This is a genomic window from Pedobacter glucosidilyticus, assembly GCF_002483235.1.
GTDB lineage: Bacteria > Bacteroidota > Bacteroidia > Sphingobacteriales > Sphingobacteriaceae > Pseudopedobacter > Pseudopedobacter glucosidilyticum_B.
The window spans coordinates 26,676-38,968 of sequence record NZ_DLHN01000022.1 but is presented as its reverse complement, the minus strand read 5'-3'; the positions used below and the strand labels follow the sequence as shown (position 1 = coordinate 38,968).

Annotated in this window: 10 protein-coding genes; 9 read left to right on the top strand and 1 reads right to left on the bottom strand. The window is 34.3% G+C overall.

The genetic code is table 11. The features are described 5' to 3' along the window. Positions 1–11 precede the first annotated feature (11 nt). The 4 genes from B2745_RS08235 to kdpA all read left to right on the top strand — a co-directional run bounded on the left by B2745_RS08235 (position 12) and on the right by kdpA (position 4,852). A complete protein-coding gene (locus B2745_RS08235) occupies positions 12–884 on the top strand; it encodes a PorP/SprF family type IX secretion system membrane protein (RefSeq protein ID WP_304065240.1) in 873 nt (290 codons plus the stop codon). A 379-nt stretch (positions 885–1,263) separates the two neighbouring features. Then, positions 1,264–2,592: a sigma-54-dependent transcriptional regulator gene (locus B2745_RS08230; RefSeq protein WP_414691926.1), complete on the top strand. Its 1,329-nt coding sequence runs from the start codon at positions 1,264–1,266 to the stop codon at positions 2,590–2,592. 406 nt (positions 2,593–2,998) lie between these two features. Then, entirely contained in the window at positions 2,999–3,115 is a 117-nt protein-coding gene (gene kdpF / locus B2745_RS16995; RefSeq protein WP_195759276.1) for a K(+)-transporting ATPase subunit F, read from the top strand. Positions 3,116–3,124: 9 nt separating this feature from the next. Further along, entirely contained in the window at positions 3,125–4,852 is a 1,728-nt protein-coding gene (gene kdpA / locus B2745_RS08225; RefSeq protein WP_304065238.1) for a potassium-transporting ATPase subunit KdpA, read from the top strand. Between the two features lie 172 nt (positions 4,853–5,024). Here the strand turns inward: kdpA and B2745_RS08220 are convergent, their stop codons facing one another. Then, positions 5,025–5,399: a four helix bundle protein gene (locus B2745_RS08220; protein WP_304065236.1), complete on the bottom strand. Its 375-nt coding sequence runs from the start codon at positions 5,397–5,399 to the stop codon at positions 5,025–5,027. A 154-nt stretch (positions 5,400–5,553) separates the two neighbouring features. Here B2745_RS08220 and kdpB point away from each other — a divergent pair, with 154 nt between their 5' ends. From kdpB to B2745_RS08195, 5 genes are all read left to right on the top strand, one after another. Further along, a complete protein-coding gene (kdpB, locus tag B2745_RS08215) occupies positions 5,554–7,593 on the top strand; it encodes a potassium-transporting ATPase subunit KdpB (protein WP_304065233.1) in 2,040 nt (679 codons plus the stop codon). Between the two features lie 13 nt (positions 7,594–7,606). Further along, entirely contained in the window at positions 7,607–8,173 is a 567-nt protein-coding gene (locus tag B2745_RS08210; RefSeq protein WP_304065230.1) for a K(+)-transporting ATPase subunit C, read from the top strand. A 149-nt stretch (positions 8,174–8,322) separates the two neighbouring features. After that, positions 8,323–9,396, top strand: a complete 1,074-nt coding sequence (locus tag B2745_RS08205; RefSeq protein ID WP_304065228.1) for a porin — start codon at positions 8,323–8,325, stop codon at positions 9,394–9,396. Between the two features lie 18 nt (positions 9,397–9,414). After that, the gene (locus B2745_RS08200) at positions 9,415–10,527 is read left to right on the top strand and encodes a sensor protein KdpD (protein ID WP_304065227.1); all 1,113 of its coding nucleotides are present in this window, start codon (positions 9,415–9,417) and stop codon (positions 10,525–10,527) included. Between the two features lie 4 nt (positions 10,528–10,531). Continuing rightward, positions 10,532–12,268 (top strand): sensor histidine kinase, encoded by a 1,737-nt coding sequence (locus B2745_RS08195; protein WP_304065224.1) that lies wholly within the window; start codon positions 10,532–10,534, stop codon positions 12,266–12,268. Positions 12,269–12,293 lie beyond the last annotated feature (25 nt).

Below are 12,293 nucleotides of genomic sequence, written 5' to 3'. Positions count from 1 at the left end.
AGGACAATAACATGAGAACATATATCAAAACCACCCTGTTGATTATCGGATTATTAACCGGATTAAGGGTATCAGCACAAATAAGCCCAATGAAGAGCCAGTATTACCAAAACCCCTATTTAGTAAATGCGGCAATGGCAGGCTATAACGGAAAGTTGAATGTATTTGCTAATTATAGTGACCAATGGAATAAAATAGATGGCGCACCTGTATTAATGTCGTTTTCATTAGCAGGACGAGTAACGGAAAAAGCCTCGGTAGGTTTCAATTACATGAGTGATAAAGCAGGATTACTAAGAAGAAGCCAAGCGATGGGTAGTTATGCTTATAAAGTTAACTTGAACGATGAACAGAGCCTAAGATTTGGCGTATCATTAAGTTGGGCACAAAACCGATTTGACCAAGGTGACGCAACTTCTAATGGGAACCTAGACCCTGCGTTTGCTGCTTACAATAACCAAAGGAGTTATTTAGATGGAAATTTTGGTGTGGCTTATATAGGCAAAAAAATAGAGGCTCAGTTTAGCTATCTTAATCTAAACCAAAGACGCCAGAATCAGTTTTCAGCAGTAAATTATGCAACATTTTATAGTGCTTTAAGTTATAAAATAGACTTAGTGAATGATGGTAGTTTAATGCTAAAACCATTAATTGCATACAGAGGCGTAAAAGGATTTGAAAACCAATGGGATGTAGCCACAGAGTTAAGTATAGAGCAGTTAAAAGTTTATACCATGTATCATAGTAATAAGACATTTACGGGTGGTTTTGGTTTCTTGCATCAGAAGAAGTTACTCTTGTCTATGATGTATAGTACAGAGCCGCAAGGCTTACAAGGTTTAACAGGCGGACAGTTTGATTTGGTTCTGGGATATCAGTTTTAAGAATGAGCTAACGTATAAATTTACAAGTAGAAAAAATAGGTTATCCAACTTAAATTCATTTTAAATGTGGTATAAGGCTGTATCAAACTCATGTTCTTATCAGTAAAGCATAAATTAAAGGTACTTTTTAAGTATATCAGCTTTACCACAGCCAATATATTGGCAATTAACATGAAAAATTTTGATACAGCCTTATTAGACAATAACCTGATGATAAGCAGGTAAATTTTAAACGATTACATTAGCCTAAATAAATTATAATTTCTTTCTTACATAGGGCTATGCTTTAACCCAAAGCAATACGTATAGTCAATTATTCGTACTATCTTGTAAAATAGAAATAAACAATACCTTTACATCATAATATAAGCATCATATTTTGAGAAAAGTATTACTGATAGATGATGAAGATAAACTAAGAACTCTGATGGCCAGGATAATTACACTGGAGGGTTTTGAAGTTATACAGGCTGCAGATTGTAAAACTGCATTAAAGAAACTTGAGCAGTACGATGTAGATATCATATTATGCGATGTAAAACTGCCAGATGGTAATGGGGTTACATTTGTAAAAAAAATAAAAGAGCAATATCCCATACCTGAAGTTATCCTTTTAACTGCCTATGGAAATATTTCTGATGGTGTACAAGCTATAAAGAATGGAGCTTTTGACTATATCACTAAAGGAGATGATAATGATAAAATTATCCCTTTGATAGCCAAAGCAATGGAAAAATCTTTATTACAGCGGAGAGTTCTAGAATTGGAAGCTAAAATAGCTGGTAAGTTTAGTTTTAGGTCTATCATTGGTAAATCAGATGCCATAAAGGAAGTGATAAACTTGGCCGAAAAAGTAGCTAAAACTGATACCACTGTTTTACTTTTAGGAGAAACTGGTTCTGGAAAAGAGGTTTTTGCCAATGCCATTCATTACGAAAGCAAAAGAGCAAATAAAAAATTTGTAGCTATCAATTGTAGTGCATTATCAAAAGAATTATTAGAAAGCGAACTATTTGGGCATAAAGCAGGCGCATTTACCGGGGCATTAAAAGATAAAAAAGGCTTGTTTGAAGAAGCTCATTCAGGTACTTTGTTTTTAGATGAGATTGGCGAACTTGATATTGATTTACAAGCCAAATTATTACGTGTTTTAGAAACAGGTACTTTTATAAAAGTAGGTGCTACTGAAACCATAAAAGTAGATGTAAGAATTATTGCTGCTACCAATAGAAATTTACAAAAAGAAGCGGAAGAAAACAGGTTTAGATTAGATCTTTTTTATCGACTATCGGTTTTTTCTATAGCCATTCCATCCTTAAACCAAAGAAAAGAAGATATTGAATTATTGGCTGATTTTTACCTCAAAGAATTTGCTGCTAAAATCAATCAAGGAGTGAAAAAAATATCTCCAGATTTTTTAAAAGAGTTGAAAGCTCACCAATGGAAAGGGAATGTCAGAGAATTAAAAAATATGATAGAAAGAGCGGTTATTTTAGCTTCCGCTGATGAGTTAGACAGCTCTTTGCTTCCCTGGGAGTTTAATAAATCAGATTCAAATCTTAATGCTTTTGATTTGCAAACCATCGAAAAACAGCACATCCTTAAAGTTTTACATCACACCAGTCAAAATAAAACCGAGGCCGCTAGGCTACTCAATATTGGTTTAACTACCCTCTATCGCAAGTTAGAAGAATACGGTTTAAAATAAGCTTACACGATATTATTTTTAATCAGCTTTTGATTTATCAATAAGCTGTATGGTTATCATCTTTTCCCCAAAGCCTACCAATTTGAAAATCTACCCTTCCATTTTGATAGGCTTTTATAATTCTTATGATGAGTGCTTTTTATTAAATGCACTGATAATCAGCTTATTGATTTTATTCTTTTCCTAAATTTCACTAGGGTATTTGTTTTGGTATGGGCTATCAAAATTAATATCACAAATATGGAAAAATCAAATCATTACAAACCCACACCATACCAAGTATTTATGGGTTTAATGCTAAGCTTAGCTGTTATCTCTATTCTTTCAAACATCTTTTTAAAATCTTAATCATGCTTATACTCATCTTATTGCTAACCCTTTTACTACTCTGCTGGCTTGCATTTAAATGTATAAACTGGTTCGAGAAAATTTAATCCCCAAAACAATGATTTATTTATTAATTATATCCATAGCAGTTTTCATTTACATGGTTTATGTACTGCTAAAGCCCGAAAAATTTTAACCCTTCATCATGAATACTGAATTACTTGGAATTATAGCTTCATTTGCCATCACCTTGGTAATTGCTGTACCACTTGGAAAATACCTGGCAAAAGTATTTGCTGGAGAAAAAACATGGACAGACTTTTTAAAACCCTTTGAAAGCATCATTTATAAGCTATCCGGCATCAATCCTAAAGAGCAAATGACCTGGAAGCAACATTTAAAAGCCATGTTAACCATTAATTCTGTTTGGTTAGTTTATGGTTTTTTTGTTTTGATGTATCAAGATAAATTACCACTAAACCCTGATGGAAACGCAGGGATGAGTCCTGATTTATCATTCAATACCATCATCAGTTTCGTCGTAAACTGTAATTTACAGCATTACTCGGGCGAATCTGGCTTAACATATTTTACCCAACAATTTGTAATCATGTTTTTGCATTTTACAAGTGCAGCAACAGGTATTGCAGCAGCAGTAGTGTTCTTTAAAGCATTTAGAGATAAAACCACTACTACCCTAGGTAATTTTTGGGAATTTTTTGTGAAATCAATAACCAGATTATTACTTCCACTTTCTTTAATTGTAGGTTTAATATTAGCTTTTAATGGTACACCAACCAGTTACGAAGGAAAAGATCAATTCATTTCTTTGCAAGGAGATACGGTAAATGTATCAAGAGGGCCTGCTGCTGGAATGATTGCTGTAAAACATTTAGGAACAAACGGAGGAGGGTGGTTTGGTGTAAATTCTGCGCATCCGTTAGAAAATCCAAGTTATTTAACCAATATGGTTGAGGTGATTTCTCAAATGATTATTCCTATAGCTATGGTTTTAGCTTTTGGATATTTTATCAGAAAGAGAAAATTTGCCTGGACCATTTTTGGGGTGATGACCATTGGGATGTTTATGCTCCTGATACCAACCATTATGAGTGAATTGGGGGGTAATCCTGCCATAGAAAAATTAGGAATTAGCCAAAGCACTGGAGCCATGGAAGGCAAAGAAGTAAGGTTTGGACCTGCAGCATCAGCCTATTGGAGTACTGTTACTACGATTATTTCCACAGGATCAGTAAATTCTATGCATGATAGTGGAATGCCTTTATCAGGATTATATCAACTTTTAGGGATGATGATTAATTCGTTTTATGGCGGTTGCGGAGTAGGTATTTTGAATTACTTTATTTATCTCATCATCGCAGTGTTTATTTCTGGCTTAATGGTAGGCAGAACGCCTGAGTTTTTAGGACACAAGGTAGAAGCCAGAGAAATAAAAATTGCAGCCATCATCACCTTATTAAGTCCGTTATTGATTTTAGCAGGCACAGCAATAGCAACTTTTGTATTTGGAGCCTATGGCGATGCCGATTGGGCAGTGAAACCAGCAAATTGGTTGAATAATCCAAGTTTCCACGGCTTTTCAGAAATGTTATATGAAATGACTTCATCTAATGCCAATAACGGTTCTGGTTTTGAAGGTTTGGGAGATAATAATATTTTCTGGAATATCTCAACAGGCATAGTTTTATTCCTTGGTCGTTTCTTACCTATCATTGGTCCAATAGCCATTGCAGGTTTATTAGGTGCCAAGAAATATATTCCAGAATCGGCAGGTACGCTAAAAACAGATACCAAAACTTTCGCTTTAATGACATTTGCAGTCATTCTAGTTTTAAACGCACTTTCCTATTTTCCTGCTTTGGCATTGGGTCCTTTGGCAGAATACTTTACTATGATTGGATTAAGGGAATAGAATAAGGGGGAATAGAATAAAGGGAATAGGGAATAGAATGGAGGGAATAGAATAAGGGGAGTAGGGAATAGAATAGAGGGAATAGAAATAGATTGAAGAAAATGAGAATTATTGATTATAGCATGATAAAATTAAAAGATGAGACTATTTCATGCTCTCTATTTTCAATCTCCTATTTGCTTACAGCCATGATTCTTTTTTTAACAGTATTGATAAAACCTAAAAGTAACTTATATATGGAGTCTAAATCTTTTAATACCATTTCGCAATCATCATTACTTATAAATCCAAGCTCTTTGGATAACAATAACAATGTATCTAACTCGCTAGCAGAACCAAGAGATATGTATAAAAATTGTAGCAGCTCTTTATCAGATCTTCTGGCAGAACCTTCCGCTATATTAACTGGAACAGAAGTGCAGGCCCTTCTAATTTGTGAGGTAAGTCCAAATTTTTCTTCAGTTGGAAAAGCAGAAGTTAGGGCATATAATTTTTTAACAAGAGAAAAACTTTGCTTCCATACTTCTAAATTTTGGTGTGGTTTCACAAACTAGCTTATTAATTTAAAATCTTAATATACATAAAAATAGGAATAGACTTTAAGGAATTTAAAATAGAAGGGGGTAAATGCGAAAATGGCCTCTATTCTCTATCTCTCCATATAAAGCACCTATTTCCTATTCTCAGTAATACTATAAAAAATGAAATCTCAATCCAATAAATTATTCGAGCCAGCATTGGTTCAAACTGCACTAAAACAATCTTTTGTAAAATTAGATCCAAGGGTAATGATTAAAAACCCGGTCATGTTTACTGTAGAGATTGGTACTTTGGTAATGGCTTATGTTACTTTTTATTCTATCAGTAATAATGGTCAAGGTTCTGTAACTTATAACTTTTTCGTCTTTTTAGTGCTATTCCTTACGCTTTTGTTTGCAAATTTTGCCGAGGCTATCGCCGAAGCAAGAGGAAAAGCACAAGCAGATAGTTTACGAAAAACTAGGGAAGAAACTCCCGCTAAATTAATTTTAGCAGATGGAACCATTCAACAAGTTTCTTCAAGTCAGCTTAAAAAAGGCGATGTTTTTATTTGTGAAACTGGTGATACCATCCCAACTGATGGAGAAATAATTGAAGGTATTGCAACCATAGATGAATCGGCCATAACAGGAGAATCAGCACCAGTTATTAGAGAATCTGGTGGTGATAAATCATCAGTAACTGGAGGTACAAAAGTACTTTCTGATGAGATAAAAGTCATGGTAAGTACTTCGCCAGGCGAAAGCTTTTTAGATAAAATGATTGCTTTGGTAGAAGGTGCTTCTCGTCAAAAAACACCTAATGAAATTGCTTTAACCATATTATTAGCAAGTTTTACATTGGTATTCATCATTGTTTGTATCACTTTAAAACCATTTGCCGATTATGCAAATACGCCAATTACCATCGCGGCTTTAATCTCTCTTTTTGTTTGTTTAATCCCTACAACCATTGGTGGTTTACTTTCTGCAATTGGTATAGCAGGTATGGACAGGGCTTTAAGAGCTAATGTGATTACTAAATCTGGTAAAGCGGTTGAGACTGCTGGTGATATTGATGTTTTATTGTTAGATAAAACGGGCACCATCACCATAGGTAACAGAAAGGCAACACAATTTTATCCTTCTAAAGGAATACCAAAAGAAGTTTTTATAAAGCTTTGTTTATTAAGTTCAATCCCCGATGATACACCAGAAGGGAAATCAATCGTAGAGTTGGCCAATCAGCTTTTACCCATTGGCGCTGTTTCATCATCAGAAAAAGAAGGGATGGATTTTATCAAATTTACTGCAGAAACAAGGTCTAGCGGTGTTAAACTAAGCAACGGAAATCAAATTCTTAAAGGTGCTTCTGATGCGATGAGAAATATCACACAAAAAGCTGGCTTTAATTTCCCCGAAGATACCGCTGAGGAAGTAAGGAAAATATCTTCTAACGGAGGAACCCCATTAGTTGTGACTGAAAACGCAGTAGTAATGGGAGTGATAGAATTGCAAGACATCATTAAACCAGGTATCAGCGAGCGCTTTGAGCGATTACGTAAAATGGGCGTTAAAACGGTAATGGTTACTGGGGATAATCCACTTACAGCTAAGTTTATTGCTGAGAAAGCAGGTGTTGATGATTTTATCGCGGAAGCAAAGCCAGAAGATAAAATGAATTATATTAAAGCAGAGCAACAACAAGGAAAATTAGTGGCTATGATGGGAGATGGAACAAATGATGCGCCTGCTTTGGCTCAGGCCGATGTTGGTGTTGCCATGAATAGTGGAACACAAGCCGCTAAAGAAGCCGGTAACATGGTTGATTTAGATAACGACCCTACTAAACTGATTGAAATTGTTGAAATTGGAAAGCAGCTATTAATTACCAGAGGTACACTAACCACTTTTTCTATTGCTAATGATGTGGCAAAATACTTTGCTATCGTTCCTGCACTTTTCATAGCCTCTATTCCGGCTTTACAAAGCTTAAACATTATGGGTTTACATAGTCCAGAGAGTGCAATTCTATCGGCGGTAATTTTTAATGCCATCATTATTCCAATTCTAATTCCTTTAGCATTAAAAGGAGTTGCTTATAAACCCATAGGGGCAACTGCTTTATTACGTCAAAACCTTTTGATATATGGTATTGGAGGAGTTGTTGCGCCATTTATAGGCATCAAATTAATTGATTTAGTGGTTGGTTTATTTGTTTAAAATTTAAGAAATCATGAAAAAGTATATTTTACAATCTATACGCCTAACATTAGTTTTAATGGTGCTGCTATGTATCTTATACCCTTTAACATTAGCGTTTGCTGGTAAATTTAGTAAAGGAGAAGGCAGCGGAGAAAAAGTAACTAAAAACGGAGAAACCGTTGGTTATGCTTTAATCGGTCAGTCTTTTACCAATCCAGAATATTTTTGGGGGCGTCCATCAGCAGTAGGTTATAACGCAGCAGGTTCTGGAGGTTCTAACAAAGGCCCATCAAATCCTGATTATTTGCAACAAGTATCTGATAGGGTAGATACACTTTTGAAATATCATCCTTATCTAAAAAAATCCCAAATCCCATCAGATTTAGTTACTGCATCTGGTAGTGGTTTAGACCCAAATATCTCTGTAGAAGGAGCTAAAATTCAAATTAAAAGAGTAGCAGAATATCGCAAACTTGACGAGAAACAGTTGGAAAAACTGGTTGAAGAAAATACTGAAAAACCTTTATTAGGCTTATTTGGACCTTCGGCAGTAAATGTTTTAAAGTTGAATTTAGCTTTAGACGAATTAAAAAAATAGAAATTCTTCCTTGTTGTGCTACTATTTTAGTTTAGGATTTTGTAGCGCAGCAAGGAGATTTCTCAAATAAAAATTAACACCCAAGCTCATTTTATAACATGATTAAAACTAGAAAATCCAAAATGAGCCTTTTTAATAATTATACAAGCATGAAAACAAAAATTTTATCATTGGCTTTGATCTTAATGGTTGTAACTCAACTAAAAGCGCAAGAACCTATCAAAATAAATATTAGTGGATATTTAGAGACCTATTACGTTTATGATTTTAACAAGCCAACTAGTAATAACAGACCAAATTTTATCTATTCGCACAATAGACACAATGAAGTAAACCTAAATTTAGGATTTCTAAAAGCCAATTACAGCGGTGAAATGCTAAGAGGAAATCTGGCTTTAATGGCAGGAACTTATACCAATGCCAATTTAGCAGCAGAACCGGGGGTTTTAAAAAACATTTTTGAGGCTAATGTAGGTGTCAAAATAAGTAAAACTCAAAATATTTGGTTTGATGCAGGAATTTTTCCCTCTCATATAGGTTTTGAGAGCGCTATCAGTAAAGACTGCTGGGTGTTAACCAGAAATATAGTTTCTGAAAACACACCTTATTATGAAGCTGGGGCAAAATTATCTTATGCTACGGCCAATAATAAGTTTGCTGCAACCTTACTTTATTTAAATGGATGGCAAAAAATCATGCGACAAGATGGTAACAGTAAGCCAGCCGGTGGATTACAGCTTACCTATAAACCAAATTCAAGTTTAACTTTTAACTACAGTAATTATTATGGTACCGAAGGTGTGGATGAAGTTAGTGTGCATAGATTTTATCATAACTTTTATGCAATTGCACAACTAACGGATGTATTGGGGCTAACAGCAGGGTTTGATTACGGAACGCAGCAAAAGCTAAGCGGTCAATCTGATAAGAGTGAGATTTTTGCTCCAGTTTTGATTGCTCAATACAAGTTTCAACCCAAATGGGCTGTAGCAGGAAGAGTAGAGTTTTATAAAGATAGCGATGGCATCATCATCAATACAGGTACGCCACATGGTTTTAGCACAACCGGTTATTCAATAAATATTGATTATGCTCCGGTAAGTAATGCAACGTTTAGAATAGAAGGCAAAACTTATGATAGCAAAGACCAAATCTTTATTAGAAATAACAGCGCTGTAAATTACAATACCAGTTTAACTGCAAGTTTGGCCTTGTCTTTTTAATTTAAAATTGAGCTAGAGATGCAACAAGTTTCTGATTTTCTCGAATTAGTAAAATCAAATAGAAGAGGTAAGTTTAAAGTTTATATTGGCATGAGTGCCGGTGTAGGCAAAACTTATAAAATGTTGCAAGAAGCACATGCGCTTTTAGCAAATGGTATTGATGTAAAAATAGCTTTTATTGAAACGCATTTAAGAAAAGAGACGCATGCGCTTTTAGATGGTTTGCCCATTATAACCCGCAGAAAATTATTTTATAAAGGTAAAGAATTAGAAGAACTGGATGTACAAGCAGTTATTAATTTGCATCCAGAGGTAGTTATTATTGATGAACTGGCACACACGAATATAGAAGGTAGCAAAAACGAAAAACGCTGGCAAGATGTGCTGGATATTTTAAATGCTGGTATCAATGTGATATCAGCTGTAAATATTCAGCATTTAGAAAGTTTAAATGAGGATGTCAAAGCTATCACCGGTATTGAGGTGCAAGAAAGAGTGCCAGATAAGGTGTTGCAAATGGCAGATGAGGTAGTTAATATTGATTTAACAGCTGATGAATTGATTGACAGACTAAAAACAGGTAAGATTTATACTTTGGACAAAGTACCTTTAGCCCTGAGGAATTTTTTCCAAATCGAGAAAATATTACAATTAAGAGAATTGGCTCTAAGGGAAGTTTCTAATCAGCTAGAAAGAAAAATTCAAACAGAAGTTCCTAAGCAAATACAATTAAGGCAAGAATACTTTTTAGCTTGTATCAGTTCACATCCAAATAGTGCAAAAAACATCATTAGAAAAACAGCAAGGTTAGCCTCTTATTATCATGCTAAATGGATGGTTTTATATGTTCAAATCCCATCAGAAGCGGCTGATAAAATAAAATTAGCCAATCAAAGACACTTAATAAATCATTTAAAGCTAGCTACAGAAATGGGTGCAGAAGTTGTCAGAAAAAAAAATGTTGATATTGTAGAAGCCATCATGGAATTGGTTCTTGAAAAACAAATTACAACCATTTGCATCGGTAAACCTAAAAGTACTAGTCTGCTTAATCTTTTCAAACCAAATCTTTTCGAAAAACTTTCTAAACGCTTAACAAATACAGATATTGACCTGATTATTTTATCTTGATGAAATGAAAATAAAAACCAAACTTCGTTTAGGCTTTAGCTTACTTTTTATCATTATTCTGATACTTGGAGCACTATCAGCTTATTATTTAAACAAGCTATCAGCTGAAGCAAAACTGGTTCTTAAAGATAATTACGAGACCCTAGAATATACCAGATTGATGTTGTACGAATTAGATAAGTCTGATTTTGGTAGCGCATTAAATAACTTTGAAAGGCAACTTATTAAACAGGAAAGCAACTTAACAGAGCCTGGAGAACAGGTTTTAACCGCAAAGGTAAGACATCACTTAGAACAGTTAAAGGCGACTACGGACACCCTAAACATAGCTAAACATCAACAACAAATTAGAGCTAGCTTGAACAAAATCATGGACTTAAACTTAAAAGCCATCATCTTTAAAAATGAACTAGCAAACAAAACAGCGCATAGTGCCAATTTATTTCTAATTTTTTGGGGAGGTATCTGTTTATTAATCACTTTTAGTTTTATCGTTAATTTCCCAGGTTATATTGCAAATCCCATTAAATTATTAACAGAAGGAATAAAAGAAATTGAAGCAAAAAATTATAACAAGCGTTTAAGCTTTACTTCTAAAGACGAGTTTGGCGAGTTAGCTCAGGCTTTTAATAGTATGGCTCAAAAGCTTCATGATTTTGAAAACTCTAATTTGGCAAAAATTCTTTTTGAGAAGAAAAGGATAGAAGCCATCATTAACAGCATGAATGATGGTGTAATTGGGTTAGACGAGCATCAGCATATTTTATTTGTTAACCCTGTAGCTCTTAAACTCTTTGGTTTAAACGAAAATGACCTCGTAGGTAAATTTGCGCCAGATGTTGCATTAAAGAACGATTTATTAAAAAACTTGCTCAACAATCATGTAAACCATGAGCTGAAAATTTATGCCGATGCAAAAGAAAGTTATTTTAAAAAGGAAGCTTTAAATATTTTGGTTCCACAAAGTAATTTATACCCCGAAAAAAATATCGACTACGCTTTTACAAATATTGGTTCTGTTTATATTTTGAAGAATATTACCGCTTTCCACGAGCTGGATGAAGCTAAAACCAATTTCATAGCAACCATCTCTCATGAGTTGAAAACACCCATTTCTTCTATCAAAATGAGTACACAACTTTTGAAAAATAAACAAATGGGGGATCTAAATCCAGAGCAAAATGATTTGATTGAAAGTATACAAGATGACACACATCGTTTATTGAAAATTACGAGCGAGTTATTAAACATGGCACAATTAGAAAGTGGTCATATACAGTTAAATATATTACCTGCTAGCCCTATAGAAATTTTAGATTATGCTATCCAAGCAACTAAAACACAAGCAGAGCAAAAACAAATAAAATTTGAAATCAATTATTCTGATATAGTGTCTAAAGTTTTAGCGGATAAAGAAAAAACAGCATGGGTAATCACCAATCTGATAGCCAATGCCATCAGGTACTCTCATGAGCAATCTGTTATTAACGTTAAAATGTTAGAAACCACAAAAGAAGTAAAGATAATTATTGAGGACCAGGGGCAAGGCATAGCCCCCCAATACCTAGATAAAATTTTTGAACGCTATTTTAGAGTTCCAGGCACCCAAAAAGAAGGTACCGGATTAGGACTTGCCATCAGTAAAGATTTTATTGAAGCCCAAGGAGGTAATATCAGCGTTGATAGTGAATTTGGGGTAGGTAGTGTTTTTACATTAACCCTTGTAAAATCGTTTTCATAGCATTGAGGAAAAGCTTGTTGAGATA